This is a genomic window from candidate division WOR-3 bacterium (genome assembly GCA_039801905.1).
Taxonomy (GTDB): Bacteria; Hydrothermota; Tepidihabitantia; order Tepidihabitantales; family JBDRVQ01; genus JBDRVQ01.
This window is the reverse complement of sequence record JBDRVQ010000018.1, coordinates 1-20,198: the sequence shown is the minus strand read 5'-3', so window position 1 is coordinate 20,198 and position 20,198 is coordinate 1. Positions and strand designations below refer to the sequence as shown.

Annotated in this window: 20 protein-coding genes and 6 tRNA genes; 11 read left to right on the top strand and 15 right to left on the bottom strand. The window is 43.3% G+C overall.

Going from position 1 to position 20,198, the window contains the following annotated elements:
* Positions 1-2: 2 nt before the first annotated feature.
* From tuf to ABIL00_04780, 9 genes are all read right to left on the bottom strand, one after another.
* Positions 3-1,202: an elongation factor Tu gene (gene tuf / locus ABIL00_04820; GenBank protein ID MEO0110078.1), complete on the bottom strand. Its 1,200-nt coding sequence runs from the start codon at positions 1,200-1,202 to the stop codon at positions 3-5.
* Between the two features lie 36 nt (positions 1,203-1,238).
* A tRNA-Thr gene (locus tag ABIL00_04815) sits at positions 1,239-1,311 on the bottom strand.
* Positions 1,312-1,375: 64 nt separating this feature from the next.
* Positions 1,376-1,447 (bottom strand) — tRNA-Gly (locus ABIL00_04810).
* Between the two features lies 1 nt (position 1,448).
* Positions 1,449-1,532: transfer RNA gene (locus ABIL00_04805), tRNA-Tyr, on the bottom strand.
* 13 nt (positions 1,533-1,545) lie between these two features.
* Positions 1,546-1,617, bottom strand: a tRNA-Thr gene (locus tag ABIL00_04800).
* 50 nt (positions 1,618-1,667) lie between these two features.
* Positions 1,668-3,113 carry a PQQ-binding-like beta-propeller repeat protein gene (locus tag ABIL00_04795; protein MEO0110077.1) on the bottom strand — a complete coding sequence of 482 codons (1,446 nt, stop codon included), beginning with the start codon at positions 3,111-3,113 and terminating at the stop codon, positions 1,668-1,670.
* A 43-nt stretch (positions 3,114-3,156) separates the two neighbouring features.
* Positions 3,157-3,966: a CvpA family protein gene (locus ABIL00_04790; protein ID MEO0110076.1), complete on the bottom strand. Its 810-nt coding sequence runs from the start codon at positions 3,964-3,966 to the stop codon at positions 3,157-3,159.
* Positions 3,963-4,367 (bottom strand): EamA family transporter, encoded by a 405-nt coding sequence (locus ABIL00_04785; protein MEO0110075.1) that lies wholly within the window; start codon positions 4,365-4,367, stop codon positions 3,963-3,965. Before ABIL00_04785 ends, ABIL00_04790 begins: the two co-directional genes overlap by 4 nt.
* A gap of 6 nt (positions 4,368-4,373) precedes the next feature.
* Positions 4,374-4,445, bottom strand: a tRNA-Gln gene (locus tag ABIL00_04780).
* 314 nt (positions 4,446-4,759) lie between these two features.
* On the opposite strand from ABIL00_04780, the gene ABIL00_04775 reads away from it, so the two are divergent.
* The gene (locus ABIL00_04775; GenBank protein MEO0110074.1) at positions 4,760-4,945 is read left to right on the top strand and encodes a hypothetical protein; all 186 of its coding nucleotides are present in this window, start codon (positions 4,760-4,762) and stop codon (positions 4,943-4,945) included.
* Between the two features lie 312 nt (positions 4,946-5,257).
* On the opposite strand, the gene ABIL00_04770 is transcribed toward ABIL00_04775, so the two are convergent.
* Positions 5,258-5,419: a hypothetical protein gene (locus ABIL00_04770; GenBank protein MEO0110073.1), complete on the bottom strand. Its 162-nt coding sequence runs from the start codon at positions 5,417-5,419 to the stop codon at positions 5,258-5,260.
* A 161-nt stretch (positions 5,420-5,580) separates the two neighbouring features.
* On the opposite strand from ABIL00_04770, the gene ligA reads away from it, so the two are divergent.
* From ligA to ABIL00_04755, 3 genes are all read left to right on the top strand, one after another.
* Positions 5,581-7,575, top strand: coding sequence for an NAD-dependent DNA ligase LigA (gene ligA, locus ABIL00_04765; protein MEO0110072.1), 1,995 nt, complete (start codon positions 5,581-5,583; stop codon positions 7,573-7,575).
* Positions 7,576-7,670: 95 nt separating this feature from the next.
* Complete coding sequence (locus ABIL00_04760) at positions 7,671-8,288, top strand: protein-L-isoaspartate(D-aspartate) O-methyltransferase (GenBank protein ID MEO0110071.1); 618 nt, start codon at positions 7,671-7,673, stop codon at positions 8,286-8,288.
* A complete protein-coding gene (locus ABIL00_04755; GenBank protein ID MEO0110070.1) occupies positions 8,288-8,506 on the top strand; it encodes a hypothetical protein in 219 nt (72 codons plus the stop codon). Before ABIL00_04760 ends, ABIL00_04755 begins: the two co-directional genes overlap by 1 nt.
* 28 nt (positions 8,507-8,534) lie before the next feature.
* Here ABIL00_04755 and ABIL00_04750 read toward each other — a convergent pair whose 3' ends face one another.
* The 4 genes from ABIL00_04750 to purD are packed head-to-tail and all read right to left on the bottom strand — an operon-like array spanning position 8,535 to position 14,467.
* A complete protein-coding gene (locus ABIL00_04750) occupies positions 8,535-11,081 on the bottom strand; it encodes an FG-GAP-like repeat-containing protein (GenBank protein ID MEO0110069.1) in 2,547 nt (848 codons plus the stop codon).
* Complete coding sequence (locus ABIL00_04745) at positions 11,078-12,235, bottom strand: acyl-CoA dehydrogenase family protein (protein ID MEO0110068.1); 1,158 nt, start codon at positions 12,233-12,235, stop codon at positions 11,078-11,080. The genes ABIL00_04750 and ABIL00_04745 overlap by 4 nt, the downstream gene beginning before the upstream one ends.
* On the bottom strand, positions 12,235-13,191 hold the full coding sequence (locus tag ABIL00_04740; GenBank protein ID MEO0110067.1) for a low molecular weight protein arginine phosphatase: 957 nt from the start codon (positions 13,189-13,191) through the stop codon (positions 12,235-12,237). Before ABIL00_04740 ends, ABIL00_04745 begins: the two co-directional genes overlap by 1 nt.
* Positions 13,169-14,467 (bottom strand): phosphoribosylamine--glycine ligase, encoded by a 1,299-nt coding sequence (purD, locus tag ABIL00_04735; protein ID MEO0110066.1) that lies wholly within the window; start codon positions 14,465-14,467, stop codon positions 13,169-13,171. Before purD ends, ABIL00_04740 begins: the two co-directional genes overlap by 23 nt.
* Before the next feature lie 230 nt (positions 14,468-14,697).
* Here purD and ABIL00_04730 point away from each other — a divergent pair.
* The 5 genes from ABIL00_04730 (at position 14,698) to guaB (ending at position 17,761) form a co-directional block, all read left to right on the top strand.
* A tRNA-Arg gene (locus tag ABIL00_04730) sits at positions 14,698-14,771 on the top strand.
* Positions 14,772-14,785: 14 nt separating this feature from the next.
* Positions 14,786-15,457: a tetratricopeptide repeat protein gene (locus tag ABIL00_04725; GenBank protein ID MEO0110065.1), complete on the top strand. Its 672-nt coding sequence runs from the start codon at positions 14,786-14,788 to the stop codon at positions 15,455-15,457.
* A gap of 33 nt (positions 15,458-15,490) precedes the next feature.
* The gene (trxA, locus tag ABIL00_04720; protein MEO0110064.1) at positions 15,491-15,814 is read left to right on the top strand and encodes a thioredoxin; all 324 of its coding nucleotides are present in this window, start codon (positions 15,491-15,493) and stop codon (positions 15,812-15,814) included.
* Positions 15,807-16,292, top strand: coding sequence for a TlpA disulfide reductase family protein (locus ABIL00_04715; protein MEO0110063.1), 486 nt, complete (start codon positions 15,807-15,809; stop codon positions 16,290-16,292). Before trxA ends, ABIL00_04715 begins: the two co-directional genes overlap by 8 nt.
* Positions 16,293-16,294: 2 nt before the next feature.
* Positions 16,295-17,761: an IMP dehydrogenase gene (gene guaB / locus ABIL00_04710; protein ID MEO0110062.1), complete on the top strand. Its 1,467-nt coding sequence runs from the start codon at positions 16,295-16,297 to the stop codon at positions 17,759-17,761.
* 132 nt (positions 17,762-17,893) lie between these two features.
* Here guaB and ABIL00_04705 read toward each other — a convergent pair whose 3' ends face one another.
* Positions 17,894-18,259: a hypothetical protein gene (locus ABIL00_04705; protein ID MEO0110061.1), complete on the bottom strand. Its 366-nt coding sequence runs from the start codon at positions 18,257-18,259 to the stop codon at positions 17,894-17,896.
* Positions 18,260-18,327: 68 nt separating this feature from the next.
* Between ABIL00_04705 and cas6 the strand changes: the two genes are divergently transcribed.
* Both cas6 and ABIL00_04695 read left to right on the top strand, forming a co-directional pair.
* On the top strand, positions 18,328-19,287 hold the full coding sequence (gene cas6 / locus ABIL00_04700; GenBank protein ID MEO0110060.1) for a CRISPR system precrRNA processing endoribonuclease RAMP protein Cas6: 960 nt from the start codon (positions 18,328-18,330) through the stop codon (positions 19,285-19,287).
* A 427-nt stretch (positions 19,288-19,714) separates the two neighbouring features.
* A partial coding sequence (locus tag ABIL00_04695) for an HD domain-containing protein (protein MEO0110059.1) occupies positions 19,715-20,198 on the top strand: 484 nt, incomplete at its 3' end.

Here is a 20,198-nt window from a genome sequence, read left to right as displayed (position 1 = left end):
CGTTATTCAATAATTTTGCTCACCACTCCCGCCCCCACTGTCTTTCCACCTTCCCGAATGGCAAATCGGGAACCTTCTTCTAAGGCGACCTCAGAGATCAATTCCACTTGGAGGGTTACATTGTCTCCCGGCATCACCATCTCTACACCGGGGGGCAATTGAATGGAACCGGTGACATCGGTTGTCCGGATGTAGAATTGAGGTCGATAACCATTAAAGAATGGTGTATGGCGACCACCTTCTTCCTTCTTCAGAACGTAAACCTGAGCTTCAAATTTCTTATGCGGTTTTATAGAACCGACCGCTGCTACTACCATCCCGCGCAATGCCTGGTCTTTTTCCACACCCCGGAGCAAAATTCCGATGTTATCCCCAGCCACTCCTTCGTCAAGCACCTTGCGGAACATCTCAATGCTCGTTGCGACGGTTTTAATGTGCGTGCCGAAGCCGATGAGTTCCACTTCGGTTCCCGGAACAATCCTTCCCCTTTCCACTTTTCCGGTAACCACCGTTCCTCTTCCGGTAATTGAGAATACATCCTCCACCGGCATCAGGAATGGTTTGTCAAGATCACGAACTGGGATGGGGATATAGTCATCAACCGCCTTCACTAACTGGAAGATTGGTCCGCACCATTGGCATTCATCTTTCCCGCAGCCGCACTCTAAGGCTTTAAGGGCACTTCCCCGAACGAATGGAATTTCGTCCCCTGGAAAGTTGTATTTATTTAGGATATCTCGGACTTCTAATTCCGCCACCTCAATCAGTTCCGGGTCGGACATCATATCAATCTTATTTAAGAAGACCACAATCGCGGGCACATTCACCTGACGGGCTAAGAGGACGTGTTCCCGGGTCTGAGGCATTGGTCCATCCGGAGCGGAGACGACAAGAATTGCGCCGTCCATCTGCGCGGCACCGGTTATCATATTTTTAATATAGTCCACATGCCCGGGGCAGTCAATATGGGCGTAGTGCCTCTTTTCACTCTCGTATTCAATGTGGGCTAATTGAATTGTCAAACCTCGTGCCTTTTCTTCGGGCGCCTTATCAATTTGGTCATAAGGGGTATATTTCGCTAACCCCTTTTTCTCTAAGCAGAGGGTAATAGCCGCCGTAAGCGTCGTTTTGCCGTGGTCCACATGTCCGATTGTTCCAATATTCAAATGTGGTTTTTTTCTTTCAAACTTCGCCTTAGCCATGTATATTCCTCCCTTTTCCTTTTTTCTCCTTTTTTAAGCCCACGGCCGGAATCGAACCGGCGACCTCATCCTTACCAAGGATGTGCTCCACCGACTGAGCTACATGGGCATAAAATATTATATTAAACTTTTTCTAAAAGTCAAATATAACAAATTTTTAGAAAAAGTCAACAAGCGGGTGACGGGATTCGAACCCGCAACCAACGGCTTGGAAGGCCGTTGCGCTACCTTTGCGCTACACCCGCATGGGCAGGGAAGGATTCGAACCTCCGAAGGCATAATGCCAGCAGATTTACAGTCTGCCCCCTTTGGCCGCTTGGGTACCTGCCCATTTTTTATTTTTAGCCGACAGAGGGATTTGAACCCCCGACCTGAGGTTTACAAAACCCCTGCTCTACCACTGAGCTATGTCGGCATAAAAGAATAATAGATAAAATTTTCCTTTTTGTCAACCACAAGAGAAATCTACCTAAAAATTATTTCTTTTATCGCTCTCCGAATCCCGTTTTTGAAGTGAAGAAAATAAACACCTTTTGGTAGATTATCCGGGGAAAGGTTGATTGAGTAAAAACCAGGGGAGAGAGATTTATCAATTAGGTTAGCAATTAATCTTCCGGATTTATCATAGAGGGTTAAGGAGACTTTTCCGTTAACCGAGACCCGGTAAAGAATTTTCGCGGAATTTACAGAAGGGTTGGGAATAATCAAAATCTCCCTTTCCCTTTTACTTGCCACTCCTTCCCGAACCGCGGTAGAGCCATATCCTTGACAGGCGAAGAATAGACCATTCATATGACCAAAATATACTCTTTGATTTGGTCCAATCGCTGGTGAAGCGAAGAGGCTTTGGCTCGTGGCAATCGTCCGGGAGCAAAGGATTCTTCCCTCGGGACTGATAATGTAAAATGTCCTATCGGAACCGACATAGATATTTCCTTCCGCATCAACCGCGGGGGCAGAGAAATAACTCACTAAATTCTGTAAAACCCAGCGGTGGGCACCCGAACGGCTGTCAAGACAATAAAGACTACCGGTATTGACATAGATGGTAGATTCGTTAGCGACCGCAGGTGAAGTTTGAATCGTTGCTCCTAAACTATCACGCCATCTTAAAGTGCCATCCGCTCTCACCGCGTAAAGATACCGGCCCGCACCCACATAGATTGTGGAATCCGGACCAACCGCGGGTGTCGCAAATTCAACACCACTTTCTAAAGCCATAACCCAAGCCACGGTGCCGTTGGGGTTGAATGCCCAAAGGTGCCAAGGTCCATTGCCTCTTGTGGTTGCCACATAAATTCGGCCGTCATGACCCACCGTGGGCGAGGAGTTGACATCCCTTCCTAGATATTCAGCCCAGTCCAAGTTGCCATCGGGTTTTAGGGCATAGAGGGAATCAGAATAGCAAGCAAAATATATTTTGCCATCTTTACCAATCACCGGCGAATGGGTGATGGAAAGGTTATTATGCCCCGGCCAGGACCAGATGATTCTCCCCCCGGAATCAATCTTAAATAGATGTCGGCCATCCGTGATGTAGATATTCCCACTGTCATCCAGAGCTGGGGTGGAGAACCAGACAGTATAACTTAAAGGTGTTGTCCAAAGCATCTCCCCATTGGGACTTAGACAATAGAGGCGAGCATTCCGCGCCCCAAAGATAACTCTCCCCCTATTATCAACTACTGGGGAACCGGAAATCTCCGCTCCGACATTGAAGGTCCAAAGGATTTCAAAGGAATCGCCAACCGAGAACTGGGAAAGACCCGTTCTTTGGGGATTGGCGTGATAGTGACTCCAAGGGTGGGTGGGGAAGTTTTCTCCGTTAGAATTCTCTGGGATTAAGAAGAAGGCTATAAAACCAACTATGCCCAAAAGGACCAACCAAGAAGTTAATTTAGAATTAGCCATCTGATCCTCCTGAGAAAAAATTATATTTTGCTAATAAATAGAGTCAATGCCGATAATCAGAAAGTAACCTTTTACCACAAACCGGACACTGACCTTTCGGAAATACCCCGACACCGCTTGCCCAGACCCCACAATCTAAAAGCATCCCCTTTTGGGCGATATCAATTGGGCATTTGTTATAAAGCTTATGAAAGCCTTCAAATGTTTGGCAACCATCCGATTTTCTTCCGCATTTTTCGCAAATAAAAAGAGGTGAAACCAAAGCCCCACCTTTTCGGAAATAGCCCTCAAATCTCACCTTTCCGCGGCATTGAATACAAGTGCTTCGGTCTAAATGGGAAAAGTTTATCCTTTCTCGAAATTGCCCATCCCAATTCTCCCATTCTTTGGTATAGGCATTTTTTAGCATCGGAAATTGTAAATCAACGCGGTCAGCCAAATAATAAATCTTAGGCAGGAGATCCAAAATCTTATTCCCCAATTTTGCCTCCTCAACCGCTACCGGAAAAAATAGAGAGAGAATGATGAGAGTGGCAAGGGAGGCACCAATTCCTAAGAAAAAGCCAGAAATCCCGCCGCCAATTCGGGAAAAAAGAGATTTCCCTCTATCTTTCTTATTCCGAAAGACAAGGTAAATAATAATTAAAAAACCGAAGGCAGAGACCAGAAAGGAGATAATCCCCAAATTAAAGGAGTAGGAGAGACGATAGGTTATCTGATAGGTAATGATGCCAATAAAAATACTTCCTAAGGCGCTCAAGAGGTCTTTTAGGGAGTTAAAAAATCCCTCCTTTGCCTCCAAGAAAACAGATAAAATTATGATGGAGATAACCAAAAAATCAATTTCTGTCATTTTAGGGAGAGGAAGAAAATCGCTAAAAGAGAGAAGATAATCCCCAGGAGGTGCGTTTTGGTTAACGGCTCCTTTAAGAAGAGAGTGCTCAAAATCACCGGGATTAAAATATATAAAGAGGTGAAAGGAAGGACAACATTGGCTGGACCCCGGGCAAGGGCATAATAAAAAAGAGCGGTTCCGATGCCACTGACAATCCCGATGGGGATAGCGTATAATAGGATTGGTTTATAGGTGAAGGCTGATGTGAGAAGACAGAACAAAAAGAGTGGGATGAGGAGGGCGATATAGGTTACTAAGGAAAGGATACCGGGGTTAATATGTTGAGTTAAGACCTTAGTAAAATATGCCCAGATGCCCCAGAGCAGGAAAGCAAGGAAAGCAGCAAGGCGGTAATCCATTTCTATCTGGGGGACAGGGATTCGAACCCCGATTATCTGATCCAGAGTCAGACGTCCTGCCAGTTAGACGATCCCCCAAGATCTTTAATTATAAATGAGAAAAAAAATTTTTCAAGTTCTAAGTAGGTATCGTCAATGCCTTTATCTTTTGAATTAAGGAGATTATTGGGTTGACAAATGAAAAGTTTAGGTGGGTGATTTTTGTATGAGGTTTATTAGAGTAATTAGCATTTTTGGGTTCTGGTTGTGGGATATATGTCATCAATGTCTCCAATCCGGCTCAACCGATAAAGATATCTGAGGCGATTCACACCCGCGGATTTGTCCGGTGATGTGTCGTCAATCTAAACGACTTCTCTTCCCACCGGCAAGGAAATCAGATTTCGCCTTCATTGGCACACGGGATAGGTAATCAATTTCTCATCACCTATTCCGGCTGGACCGATTACATCAACACTCATCCGGCAAATACGATGCGCATCTGGGAAAAGTTTTACCCATTTATTGGAAGCGGATGGAAAGCGAGGGCTCTATTCAAAAGAGAAGATTATTCTTCTCCACTAATCATTCTCAATTAGGCTTCCATTTTCCCTTCGGATTAAACCCATAGTTAGACATAGGATTAAACTCTTTATTATCCCTTCTATTAAACTCTGAATTAGGTTTCTAATTATACCCCCGGTTATAACCTTTCTTAGACTATTTATTAAATCCTCAATTAAACCCTCTATTAAAACTCCGATTAAGCCTAAAATTATGCCTTTTCTTAGACCTTAGATTATGCCTTCCATTAAATCCCCGATACCATCCCCTGTATGCTACACCCCTTTTTATAAAGATAAACCCCTCCTGTTTGATAAAGTTTTTGCAATTTAACGCCATATTTTTATTTAACTGCTACTTACCCGATAGCACCTCCTTCTGATAATTATAAAAGTCTTATCCGCCTCTTTGAGGCGAGACTTTGCCTTCGGCGAGCGAGACTTCGCCAAAGGCGAGCGACTTAATTCCAAAAGGGGAAAATCTTTAATAATTTCTTTTAACTTCTCCATAGCCCTCTATAATAAATACGGAAATACCCCCCATTTTCTGACACTAAATTTTCTCCTTTTTTATAAGCCTTTGATTTATAATAACTTATTTTTGATAGAGTTCTAAAGAAAAAATGAGAACCGAGAACTTGACATTAAAAATTTCTGGATTAAAATTAAATATGGACCGAGAAAAGGCAAAGGCGGAGATTGCCCGGTTAAGAAAAGAGATCAACTATCATAACTACCGTTATTATGTCTTAAACGATCCGGTAATTTCCGATTACGAATATGATATGCTCCTAAAAAAATTGGAGGAATTAGAGAGGCAATTTCCTGATTTAATTACTCCCGACTCCCCAACCCAGAGGGTTGGTGGGGAACCGATTAAAGAGTTTCCCACCGTCACCCATGAGCCACCGATGCTCTCTTTGGACAACACTTATTCCTATGAAGAATTGAAGGAATTTGACAAGAGGATTAAGAAGGTGGTGAGTGATGTGGAATACATTGGCGAATTGAAGGTTGACGGTGTGGCGGTCTCCTTAAAATATAAAGATGGTATCTTTGTCCAAGGGGCAACCCGGGGTGATGGTATCCACGGTGATGATATCACCCAGAACCTAAGGACGATAAAGACGCTTCCTTTACGGCTTCTCACCGAAGAGAGAGATTTTTTAAATCTGGAGGTGAGGGGGGAGGCATTTATCACAAAGAAACAATTCTTGGAGATGAATAAGGAAAGGGAAGAGGAAGGGGAACCGCTCTTTGCCAATCCCAGAAATGCCTGTGCCGGCAGTTTGAAACTCTTAGACCCAAAGGAGGTGGCAAGAAGAAAGTTGGATATCTTCATCCATACGGTACCAAAGCCCCCGAGTGAGAAGTACCAATCGGATAACTTGGTTTTAGAAAAATTAAGTAAGATTGGCTTTAAGGTAATTCCCCATTCCCCGGTTCTGCCCACGATTAATGAGGTGATTGATTATTGTGAGGAATGGAAGGAGAAAAAACGGGAACTGCCTTATGAGGTTGATGGGATTGTGATTAAGGTTAATAATTTTGCCCACCGGGAGGAGTTGGGGGAGACGATAAAAAGTCCGCGCTGGGCGGTTGCCTATAAATACCCACCGGAACAGGCGACAACAAAGATCAAAAGAATCTATGTCCAGGTAGGAAGAACCGGTACCTTAACCCCAGTGGCGGAGTTTGAACCGGTCTTTTTATCCGGAACGACCGTCACCCGCGCCACATTGCATAACTTTGAGGAGATGAGAAGGAAGGATATAAGGGTGAATGATACGGTTTTGGTAGAAAAGGCGGGTGAGGTTATTCCCCAGGTGGTAAAGGTGATTAAAGAGAAGAGAACTGGTAAAGAGAAGGAATTCCCAATTCCCAAAAAGTGTCCGGTCTGTGGAGGCAATGTGGTGAAAGAGAAAGAAGAGGTTGCCTACCGTTGTGTTAATGCCTCTTGTCCTGCCCAAATTAAAAGAAGGATTGAACATTTTGCCTCCCGGAAGGCGATGGATATTGAAAACTTAGGAGAGAAATTGGTCAATGTCTTAGTGGAAAAGGGTTTGGTGAAAGACTTTGCCGACCTCTATTTCTTAAAGCGGGAAGACCTCTTAAATTTGGAAAGGATGGGGGAGAAGTCTGTAAGTAACTTATTAAAAGCGATAGAAGAGAGTAAAAATCGTCCCTTCCACCGGGTCTTATATGCCTTAGGGATTAGGCATGTGGGAATTGGTGGGGCACAGATTTTAGCGCATCACTTCCCATCCATTGATGATTTGGCGAAGGCGTCCTTTGAAAAACTCTCTCAGATCTCGGGAGTTGGTCCAATCATCGCCGAGAGTATAAAAAATTTCTTTGCCGACAAGAATAATCTCGTTTTGATCAATAAGTTAAAAAAGGCAGGGGTAAATTTAGCCGAAGAGAAGAAGGAGAAGATTCTTGCCGGTAAGACCTTTGTCATCACCGGCACCCTAAAAAACTTCACCCGGGATGAAGCACACGAGTTGATAATCTCGCTGGGGGGGAATGTGAGCACTTCCGTTTCCAAAAAGACCGATTATCTAATCTGTGGGGAGGAGCCGGGCTCAAAATTGGCTAAGGCGCAGACCTTAGGGGTGAAGGTGATAACCGAAGAGGAGTTTTTAAAGATGGTCGGTCGGCGATGAAGGTCTTATCCTTATTATTATCTTTTTCTCTATTCTTAACCTGTGGAGGTAAAAAAGTGAAAAAAGAAAATGATTATACTAAATTAAGGGAGATAATGGTCAAGGAGCAGATTGAGAGAAGGGGGGTCAAAGACAAAAGGGTCTTGGAGGCGATGCGGAAGGTTCCCCGTCATCTTTTTGTTCCGGAAGATTTAAGGGATGAAGCATATAATGACTATCCCTTACCAATCGGTGAGGAACAGACAATCTCCCAACCCTATATTGTCGCTTTAATGACTGAACTATTGGGATTAAAAGGGAAAGAGAAGGTTTTAGAGATCGGCACCGGTTCTGGTTACCAGGCAGCAATTTTAGCCCACCTCTGTAAAGAAGTCTATACGATTGAGATAATTGAAAGTTTGGCTCGTTCCGCTCAGGAGCGCTTGAAGAAGATGGGTTATGAGAATATATTTGTGCGCTGGGGGGATGGTTTTGAAGGTTGGCCCGAATATGCCCCTTTTGATGCGATAATTATCACCTGTGCCGTTCCGGAAGTCCCACCACCCCTTTTAGAACAATTGAAAGACGGAGGAAAAATCTGTGCCCCTTATGAACGGACACCAGGGGTGCAGATTTTGACCCTATTTATAAAGAAAGGGGCAAAGATTGATACCAACTATATTGACTATGTCCGTTTTGTGCCGATGCGGGGAAAGATTGAAGAAGGAAGATAGTGGAATATCTCCTTAACTCATTACTTTTCTTCTATTTCTTATCTCCGGAAACGAACTTTGCCGAAATAATTGAAAACTTTGAAACCGGAAGAGTGGGGCTTTTATCCTTTCGCAGTCATTATGCCAAATCCCTGCGGAAGATAGCGAAGAGATTATCACCAATTTTGGTTGTGCCATCGGATTCATTGGTAATCCCTAATCCGAATGAATACTCTTAAAAACTAAACTCTGGTGATTAAATAAAAGTTACGATTCTTCGGAAACAACTAAGAGTTGGTTCAACTTTATATTTTCTAAGACCTTTCTCTTTCCCGAGGGGAATTTTATCTCCAATTTAACCGGTCCTTTATACTTCCCGAAGCCGAAATGGATAATTAAAGAGTTCTGGTTGGTTGTTCCCTTTCCTCCTTCCACCTGCCTGGCCATTATCTTATCTTGGTAATAGGCAGTAATTTTTGCCCCAATACAATCTCTATTTGATTTCTGACCAACCAGTTTTATCTTTAAGTAATTGCCCTTATTTTTGGTTTGATTCGCAAAGAATTTTAATCCGGAACCAGAACCAACAATTAAATCTAAGTCGCCGTCATTGTCAAAATCACAAAAGGCAGCGCCCCAGCCGTTGAAGACCCGAGTACCACTCAAATAGGTAATGTCAAAAAATTTACCTTTTCCATCATTTTCGTATAAGAAACTCCTTCTATTCTCATAGACCGAGGTGAGGTATAAATCTAAGTCACCGTCGTTATCAAGATCACCGAAGCAGGGTTCGGAATGGGTCTCCTCATATTTTATCCCGGCTTCCTTTCTCTTATCAATAAATTGATAATCGGGCGCTCCTTGGTTCTGGTAAAGTCTTGTCCGGTTAGAAAATTCAATATAACGGGGGTGGGCTAAATTACAAGTGATTAAATCAAAGTCGCCATCGTTATCATAATCCGTCCACTCCGAGCCAATCGTATGGCCATAATAGTCAAGGGTCTCATCCCCCGCGATACCTAATTTGGGGGCAAGGTTAATAAATTTACCATCTCCCAGATTGTGCCAGAGGAAATTCTCTTGCAAACGGTAGTTTGAGACATAGATGTCAATTAGACCATCTTCGTTATAATCGCACCAGTTAACACCCCGACCAGCCCGGTCTTCCTTAAACGGGGGAATAATGCCAGCCGATTCCGTCACATTGGTGAATTGGAAATTACCGTTATTCCTATAAAGAAAATCTGGGAAATACTTGTGAGTTGCCCAGTCTTCGTAGTTGGCAAAATAGATATCTAAGAAGCCATCATTATTATAATCCCCAACTCCCAAGCCTTCGGTGGGATAAGAATCACTAACATTGGCGATTTCGGTCATCTCGGTAAAAGTGCCATCGCCATTATTCTTGAAGATTCTGTCCCCTTTTTCCCCGCCGCCACAAGCGATGATATCTAAGAAGCCATCATTATCAAAATCGGCAAAGAGACCACCACCGGAAGAAAAATTGCCCAGTCCCGCGCCGGCACTCACTTCCTGAAATTCCTTTCCTTTAATATTCTTAAATAACTTACAGCCATTGAGAAGTAAATCTTCATAACCATCGTTATCGTAATCGCCGAAGGCAACCCTTGTCTCTCTTCGCTCTTTAAGACCAACCTGCTCGGTGATGTCAAGAAATGTTGGTCCACGGTAACGGAAAATTTTCCGGGCAGTAGGAAGAATCTCTGTCGTATCCTTAAAGATCCTCTTGAGGGCGGAGTCCGATTTTTTTGACCAGAAATTATTCACATCACCTTCAATCAGGGATTGGCAATAATTTTTAATTGCCTCTCCAAGATCTCCTTTCTTCTCTTTAATTTGCCCCAAGAGGTAATAATAGGGAGAACTGGTGGCATCGTTATCTAAATCAAAATTACTCCCTTCAATCGCTTTTGTCGCATAAATCTCAGCGGAGTCCAAATCTCCCAAGCGGAAGTATGCCCGGGCGTAATTGAAATTGGCATCCGGTAAGAGACGGGGTTTTTGCAGTTGCCACTGCTCCTCGGGGAGATTAGGAAACTTCTTAAATCCCGGTGCCAATTCTCTTGCCTTCCTTGCGTATTCTTTTGCCCTCATCGTTAAAGTCTCCGCTCTCAGAAGAAGATTGGCGGCAAAGTTATAGGCGAGGGGATTTAGGGAATCCTCTTTTAACATCCTTTCCATATTGGTAATTAAAGAAGGATAATCTTTTAAATAGAATAGAGAAGTTAAAAGATACTGGTAAGCAGTAAAGCGCCACTCGGTCTTGGGATACCTCTCTAAGAAGCGGTTCAGATACTGGATTTTTAAGGTATCGTTATTCCAGATGGGATAGAGGCTGTCATAGAAGAGGTTGTGGACGAGGATGAGATAACCGGTTTTTGATTCGGGAAATTTTTTAACAATCTCTTCACTGAGGATTTTTGCCTGATTGGTATCAATTATTGAGAAGACCTCATAGGCAATCGTTAAATTCTCTTCACTCTTCTCTTTTATTAAATTCTTTATCTCTTCTTTTAACCTCTTCACTTCTCTTTCTTTTCCTTCTGCTAACTTCGCCTTCGCTTTATAATACCAGACTTTCATCTCAAAAGTAGGGGAGAGGCTTAAAGATTTTTTAAGATATTCTTCTGCTTTATCAAAATCCCTCAACTTAAAATAGGTCATTCCCAATTGCCTAAGAACTTCTGGATTATCCGGTTTTTCCTTTAAGATCTTCTCGTATCTTTCCTTGCGGAAGACAGGGTGGTCAGCAAAGAGGAAAGAGATTGCTAAAAGATAAATTAAGGATTTCAAAGTGTTGGATAAGCGGTCCCTTTTAGTAGTTCGGAGGCGATGACTAGTCTTTGGATTTCGTTTGTCCCCTCGTAGATTTGGGTAATTTTCGCATCCCGCAGCATCTTCTCTACTGGGTAATCTTTCATATAACCATAACCGCCAAAGATTTGGACCGCCTTGATGGTCGTCCGCATCGCCACATCGGAAGCGAAGAGTTTTGCCATGGAAGAGAGGGCGGAGATATTTTTGGCACCGGAGTCGCAAACCTTTGCCGCATAATAGACCAGTTGCCTTGCCGCTTCAATCTCGGTTGCCATATCGGCAAGATAATTTTGAATTGTTTGAAAAGAGGCAATCGGTTGACCAAATTGAATTCGGTTTTTGGCATAAGTCAGTGCCTCTTCTAAGGCGCCCTGAGCAATCCCGACCGCCTGGGCACCAACCCCGGGCCTTGTCTTGTCAAAGGTGCGCATCGTGATGATAAATCCCATCCCTTCTCTTCCCAAAAGGTTCTCCTCTGGTATCGGGCAATCTTGAAAGATTAGTTCGGTTGTCTTAGAACACCGAATCCCCATCTTATTCTCTTCTTTACCGAAATTGAAACCAGGGGTCCCTTTCTCAACGATGAATGCCGAGAGACCTCTTGCCCCTCTCTTCTTATCGGTTGCGGCAATCACCACATAGATATTGGCAACACTGCCGTTGGTGATAAATTGCTTTGTGCCGTTGAGGATATAATAATTTCCCTCGCGCCGGGCGGTCGTTTGGACATTAGAGGCATCAGAACCCGCCTGGGCTTCGGTTAAGGCGAAGGCGCAGATCTCGCCTTGGGCAATCCGGGGGAGATATTTTTTCTTCTGCTCTTCTGAGCCGAAGAGGATGATGGGAAAGGCGGCTAGCCCGCAGGCGGCATAAGAAACGCCCACCCCACCGCAGATGCGGGAGATCTCTTCCACCGCCAGACACATCTCAAAAACACCGCCCCCCATCCCTTCGTATTCTACCGGGATATAAATTCGGAATAAATCCGCCTTGGCAAACTCCTTCATTATCTCATAAGGATATTCACCGGTCTCATCCAATTTCTGCCGAATTGGTTTCACCTTCTCTTCGGCAATTTTTCTTGCCAAATCTTTTATCATCTTCTGTTCTTCGGTTAAAAATTTATCTATCATAACCTCTCCTTTATATCCAAAGCGACTTTTGCCAAATAGGTTTTCATCTCTTCACCCACTTCTAAAAATGTCTCATAAGAGAGACCGATTGGGTCAAGGATATCTTCCCCTTCCTTTTCCGGATAACCGGAAAGCATAAAGGTTTTACTTTCTGCCTCCGGCACCATCTCCTTTATTCTTAGAAGATGCCTCTTTTCCATCACCAAAATCAGGTCCGCATCTTCAATCATCTCCTTGGTTAATGGTTGAGAGAGGTGGCGCGAGATATCCCCACCAAATCTTGCTACCGCCTTTTGGGCATAATCAGAGGGCGGAGAGTTTTTTAAGCCATTGGTGCCCGCAGAATAGATGAAGACTCTATCTCCTTTCAAGAGATTTTCCAGTATCCCCTTAGCCATTGGACTCCGGCAGGTATTGCCGGTGCAGACAATGAGAACGGAAAAAATAAGGGAAGGGGCTAATTTAATCTTTTCGCCAATTGCCCTCTCAATCTCTAATATCCCAACTTCCCCTTTCTTTTCCAAAAGGAAGGGATTAGTTTGGACATTGAGAATCGTAAAAGGTTTTATCTTCTCCGCCTCCTTTTCCACCCAGAGACCAACTTCCCAATTCTTTTCTTCTTCCCATTCCGATAAGAAAATTTCTTCGCTTTCCGGAAAAATTTTCTCCAAGATTGGGTCCGAGGCAAGAGTTAGGTATTCCTTCTCCTTAAAGTGAAAGAGGAGGGAGGCGGGGAAAATTTTTTTGAGGATTTCTTCTACCTGCGAGTTGGGCAGTTCTCTTCTCAGCGCTTCGGCGGAAAAAAGGAGGCGAGAGGGGAGAGGCAATTTTTCTTTTTCTTTGGAGACAAAAATTTTTGTTTGCCGGTAAGGGAGGAGGACAACCCCGACCTCGCTTATCTCCCTTATCTTTTTAATAAGTTTTGGGTGATCACGCCATTTTTCTTTTTTCATTGAGCCTTTTTATCCCCTTATCCCCAATATCCTTCCGAAAATGCCTCCCCTCAAATTGAATCTCTTCGCAAACCTTATAGGCATTCTCCTTTGCCTCAAGAAGGGTCTTTCCTAAACCAGTGACCGAGATCACCCTACCCCCGGCGGTGTAGAACTCGTTATCCTTCTTTACCGTTCCCGAATGGAAAATTATCGCCTTCTCATATCTTTCCGGAATTTTAATTAACTTCCCCTTCTCGTAATGGCCCGGATACCCCCGGGAGGCTAAAACGACATTTAAGGCATAGCCTTCCTCCCAAATCAATTCTAAATCTTTCAATTTTCCTTCAATTGTTTTGATAATCACTTCTTTCAAATCAGTTTTTAACAAAGGTAAAAGCGCTTGGGTCTCCGGATCGCCAAACCGACAATTAAATTCTAAGAGATAAGGTTCACCATTACTGACAATAATTCCGGCATAGATTATCCCTTTATAAATAATCCCTTCCTTTTTTAGCCCTTTCAGAAAAGGTAAGAAAATTTTTTCGTTTGCCTTTTTATAGATTCTCTCGTCAATTAATGGTGCTGGGGCATAGGCACCCATCCCACCGGTATTCGGACCTTCATCGTGATCATAAAGGCGTTTATGGTCTTGAGAAGGGAGACAGGGTAAAATTGTTTCGCTATCGGTGAAGGCGATTAGAGATGCCTCTTCGCCCAGAATAAACTCTTCCACCACTACCTTATTTCCCGCTTCACCTAAGGTCTTCTTAACCATTAGGTCGTCAATCGTCTCTTCTATCTCTTTTATAGAATTTAAGATAAACGCCCCTTTCCCTGCTGCCAAACCACTCGCCTTGATGACACAGGATTGGAACGGACTCTTTCGGAAAAGATGCTTAGCGACCCTCTTTGCCTCTTTGGGGTCTTCGGTCACGAAAAATTCCGGAATGGGAATATCGTATCGCCGCATAAATTCCCGGGCAAACCCCTTGTCCGATTCTAAACGGGCAGCCTCTTTATTCGGTCCGAAGATGAAAAGCCCTTCTTTCTCAAAGACATCCACAATCCCTAAGGCAAGGGGGAGTTCCGGACCGACTACCGTTAAGTCAATCTTTTTCTCCCGGGCAAACTCCAAAAGGGAGGGTAGATCATCGGCGGGGATAGGAAAACACTGGGCAATCTGGGAAATTCCTCCATTTCCCGGACAAGCGAATAGTTCTGTATCCGGAGAGCGCGCCAGAGAATAGAGAAGCGCATGCTCCCGACCACCACCGCCCACTACTAAGATGCGCATAAATATAAAAGGAAATTTATCACATTTGGGGGAAATGTCAATTCCCCTTATATCCGTCTCCCAATTACATCCGGTTAAACTTTTAGTTAGGCTTTGGATTGAAAAATCCCTTCTTTATTTATTAAATTCTTCCAATTTAACTCCGTGATTTTGGCATCGGCTTGATTTTTGAAAGCCTATCCTTGGCAATTACCTTGACAATTACCTTTAATTTTTTATAATAATTATACGCCCCTGTAGCTCAGTTGGATAGAGCGACGGTTTCCTAAACCGTAGGTCGTGAGTTCGACTCTCACCAGGGGTATTTTATAAAAAAGAATGAAAGAGATAAAGGAAGATAAATTACAGGACTATGTGGCAAAGTTCTTTTCTCTTTATTACCGGGACCGGCAAAAATTTTTAATGATTGTCGGTGGTTTTCTGGCGGTAATTGTCGCTCTTATTTTCTTCCTCTCTTCAAAACCGAAAGAGAATCCAGAAGTTTCCGTTCGCTTCACAGAGGCATTGGGTTTTTACTCCACCGGCAATCTCGGAGAAGCGGAGGAGAGATTTTTGGAGATTGTCCGACGTTTCCCGAATCAAAAATTGGGAATCAAAGCCCAATTCTATTTAGGTAATATCTACTTCCACACCCAACGCTACGACGAGGCAAGGAGGGCTTTTATGCAGTTTTACAATAAAAATAAGAAAGATCCCCTCCTTTCTCCCAGTTCCCTTTTGGGGATTGCCAATTGTTATGAAGAGGTAAAAGAGTATAAGAAAGCGGGGGAGACCTACGAGAGGGTTGCCCAGGTTTACAAGAAGTCACCATTTGCCCCACCCGCCCTTCTTGCCGCCGCCCGCTGTTATAAGAATTTGGGAAATTATAAAAAGGCAAAAGAGGTCTACGAGAAGTTTCTCAAAGATTATCCCAACGATGTGGCAAGAGACGATGCCAAAGCCGGTCTCTCTTATGTCAATACCCTCTTAGAAAAGAAGAAATTCCGGTAGTTGACTTTTAATAAATTTTATCTATAAATAAATATGGAAATCAATAAGAAAAACTTTGGTGAAGTTATAAACTCCCCCTTAGCCTTAATTGACTTTTGGGCGGAGTGGTGTCAACCCTGTCGGATGATGAGCCCCATCATTGAAGAACTGGCGAAGGAATACGAAGGGAAGGTGAAAATCGGGAAGGTGAATGTGGACGAAGAGCCGGAACTGGCGGAAAGATACGGCATCATGAGTATCCCGGCCTTAATCTTTTTTGCACAAGGGAAGGTGATTGATAAGGTGATCGGTGCCTGCCCCAAGGAATACTTAAAAGAGAAGATAGAAAATTTCTTAAAGGAGGAAAAGGATGAATAAAAAGATCCTACTTTTTTTCTTCCTACTTTTTATCTTTTGCGGGTTAAAAGAAAAAAGCCTCTTGGAGTCTTCAAAGGATTTTACCCTGCCCACCCTCGCCGGTGAAAATATCACCCTCTCCAAACTGAAAGGTAAGGTTGTCCTTCTTGACTTCTGGGCAACCTGGTGTCCACCCTGCCGGCGGGCGATTCCGGAACTAGTTAAAATCTATGAGGAGTATAAAGATAGAAACTTTTTGGTCTTAGGGATTGGTTTGGATGAAAAGACCGACCTTTTGAAGGTCCAAGAGGAGTTAAATATCACCTACCCAATTCTTATCGGTAATGATAAGGTCGCCAAGCAGTACGAAATTGAAGCCATTCCTACACTTATACTTCTTGACAAAAGGGGTAAGACGCAACTGAGAAAGGTTGGCTTCGGTGAGGAGGAGATGGTGGAGATTAAGAATAAGATTGAGGAACTAATTACTCAGAGATAAAAGTGAGAGGGAAGATCCGGGAAGCCTTAACCTTCAACGATATATTATTAGTGCCCAATCGCTCCAAGGTTCTACCGAAGGATGTCTCCCTTAAAACCCGCTTCTCCCGTTCCATCCCTTTACATATCCCCCTGGTCAGTGCCGCGATGGATACCGTGACCGAGGCGCGGATGGCAATCACCTTAGCCACCTCCGGGGGGATTGGGGTAATTCATAAAAACCTTTCTCTTGCCGAACAGGCAGAAGAGGTGATAAAGGTAAAAAGGGCAGAGAGTGGAATGATACTTTCCCCTTTCACCCTGAAACCAAACGATACGATAAGGGACTGTCGGGATTTGATGGAAAAGTACGGAATTTCTGGAGTGCCGATTGTGGATGAAGAGGGTAAACTTTTAGGAATTGTCACCAAAAGGGATTTACTCTTTGAAGCCGATGGTAATAAGAAACTGAAACTGGTGATGACCAAAAGGGAAGGTTTGATTACCGCTTTGGAAGGGATAACCTTAGAGGAGGCGAAAAGGATTCTCAAAGAGAAGAAGATTGAAAAATTGCCCATTATTGATAGTAAGGGCTACTTAAAAGGCTTAATCACCGCCAAGGATATTATCAAAAAATTGGAAAACCCTTACGCCACTGTTGACTCCTTAGGGAGATTAAGGGTGGCAGGGGCGGTTGGTGTTGGTAAGGATTGCGAAGCCCGGGCTGAAGCCTTGGTTTCCGCGGGGGTTGATGCCTTAGTGATTGATACCGCCCATGCCCATTCCGAGATGGTAATTAAGAAGGCAAAGATTTTAAGAAAGAGATATAAAGATATTGATATCGTTGTCGGCAATGTGGCAACAAAGGAAGCCTGTTTGGAACTATTGAAACTTGATATTGATGGGGTTAAGGTGGGAATTGGTCCGGGTTCTATCTGCACCACCCGGGTGATTGCCGGTGTTGGCGTTCCCCAGATTACCGCGATAATGGACGCCTATTCGGTTCTTAAAAGAGAGAAGATTCCTTTATGTGCTGATGGCGGGATAAGATATTCCGGGGATATTGTAAAGGCATTAGCCTTCGGAGCGGATACCGTAATGATTGGCAATCTCTTCGCCGGAACTGACGAGAGTCCAGGAGAAGAGGTCCTATTTGAAGGGAGGAGATATAAGATTTACCGAGCGATGGGTTCAATTGATGCGATGAAGCGGGGTTCCAAAGATAGATATTTTCAGGAGGAGGCAAAGAAATTCGTTCCCGAAGGGATTGAAGGCCGGGTTCCTTACCGGGGAAAGGCATCAGAAGTGATTTACCAATTAGTTGGTGGGATAAAAGCCGGTTTTGGTTATTGCGGGGCAAAGGATATAAAGGAATTACGCCGAAAGGCACGCTTTGTTAAAATTACGAGTGAGGGGTTAAAGGAGAGTCATCCCCACGACATCATCATCACCAAAGAAGCACCAAACTACGAACCACCAGATTGGTCATAAATAGGGGAGATTAAATGCCACAAAATACCACAGATTACCCTATTTTCCATTTCCTTGTTAGTTTACATAATATATCTTATCAGACATAAGAAAATGGAGTTAATCCGTAAGGATTTTATAAATCCCGAAGACTTAAATTTTTAATCGCCGGGCAATGACCGAAACTACTGGAATCTCCCAACACCTACCCTGCAAGGCATTTACCATCCCTAAGATCACCAAGATGATATAAATAATTGAGACCAAACTACCAACAATATTTTTTATTAGCCAATTGATAATCTTAAAAAAAATCCCGACGATAAAGATATGACCCAAAATCCCACCGAAGATTAAGCCGATAAGCCAGATTAAAATCCAGATGGCAATTAAAGAGATGAGTAAGGCGAGACTCTGCCGGCCGTGGAATTGGGAGAACTCATCCTCCTTGCCAAAATATAAAGGCAGAGGGAAAAAGAAGGGAAGATAACCAATTGCGGAAAGCGTCCTATTTTCCATAAGGAATTTTAATAAAATAATAGAGATTGTCAACTTGCCTTTTCTCAAAAGGATAACTATAATAGAAGGTGAGAATTGCCGAATTCTCCGTAAAAATGAAGGCAAAGGAGAAGATGACCTTGCCTCCCTATAAAGGCTTTCTCCTTCGGGGTGCCTTCGGTCTCGCCTTCCGCAAAGTTTCCTGCCCCTTTCCGGAGAAGGAATGTTCTGCTTGTCTCTTAAAAGCCCAATGCGTCTACTCCTATATCTTTGAGACCCCAAGGCCTGAGAACTCCGAGATTATGCGGAAATACCCAAATGTCCCCCATCCCTTCCTCCTGGAACCACCCTTAGAAAATAAGACCGAATATCAGACGGGTGACCCCTTCTCCTTTAACCTCATCCTCTTGGGTAAGGCGATTGACTATCTCCCCTATTTCATCTACTCCTTTGAAGAGATGGCACAAAAAGGTTTGGGCAAGGACCGGGGAAGATTGGAAATTGAATCCCTTAACCAAGGGAAAGAGATTATCTATGATGGCAAAACAAAAACGATAAAGAGCAAAATTAAAGAAGAGGAGTTAAAAATTGAGAAGCGCAGGAAACCCGTCAAGGAAATAAAAATTAAACTCCTCACCCCATTGCGAATTATCTATCAAGGGAAGACGGCACAAAATTTAGACTTCCATATCGTTATGAGAAATCTCCTCCGGCGGCTTGGTCTCATCTCCTATTTCCATTCCCCGGTTCCATTTCCCATTGCTTACCAAGATTTAATTAAAAAGGCGATGGCAATAAAGACCCGAAGGACCAATTTCCAGATTTTAGACCTCACCCGTTATTCCTCCCGGCAGGAGAGGAGAATAAAACTGGAAGGGCTAATTGGCGAAGTGACCTACGAGGGGGATTTGACCGAATTCATCCCCTACCTGAAAATTGGGGAGCGGATTCACATCGGCAAGGGAACGGTCTTCGGTTTTGGGAAATACAAACTGAGCATCCTACCCGCGAGGCGAGGTCTCGCCTTTGATGGAAAAGAAAATAAGTAAGCCTCTCCCCTATCCCAAAGAGAGACGGGAAGGCTCTCTTAATTAAATAACCAATTAGACCCCGGTTTAGACTCAAGATTATCCCTTCACTTATTCCCTTAATTAGTTCCCCTTTTCGGTCCTTCATTATGAAGGGAATTTAACCCCTAATAAAACCTTTCCTTAGCCTATGATTTAGGCTAATGATTATAACTTCTATTAGACTGATAATTAGACTCATCATTATCCCTTATATTAGGCTAAAAGTTAGGCTTTTTATTAAACCTCCGATACCATCCCCTATACTCCCCCCCATTTTTAAGCCCAAATCAAATAAGTTATTATAAATCAAGGACTTATAAGAAAAAGGCGGGCTGAAAAAATATTACTCTCATTAATATTTTATTCAAAACACTTGACAAAGCCAACTTTTAAGTTAATATAATTTATGCTTTCGCCTGACCAAATTACCCTAATCCTTGGTGCCCTTTTACACGATATTGGAAAGTTCTATTTAGGCGAACCTCTATGTGAGGAGTTCAAAGATGTAAAACTAAATGGGCACGGTCATGCCAAATGGAGCGCTTCCTTTGTAAGTAATATACTTAAAAAAAATAACCAAATTTTTAATGATGCAACGAGTTTAATTGATATGGTTCTATACCATGGCCAGCCGGGAAAGAAAAAAGATTACCAGGACCAGGACCGAGATGAGAATAAAATTTTGAAAGCCCACTTAATATCTATTGCGGATAAACTTTCTTCAAAAGAGCGAAGGGCAGAAAAAGAAGAAGAGGTGGAGAAGGAAACAAAAGAAGAACGAGCCGAGCGTTCCCAGATCCCTTTAGTTTCTGTTTTTAACGAGATAAGTTTAGGATTACACATCAGAAAAGAAGAGAAAAAAGCATATCGTTTAAACCCATTAGCCATAA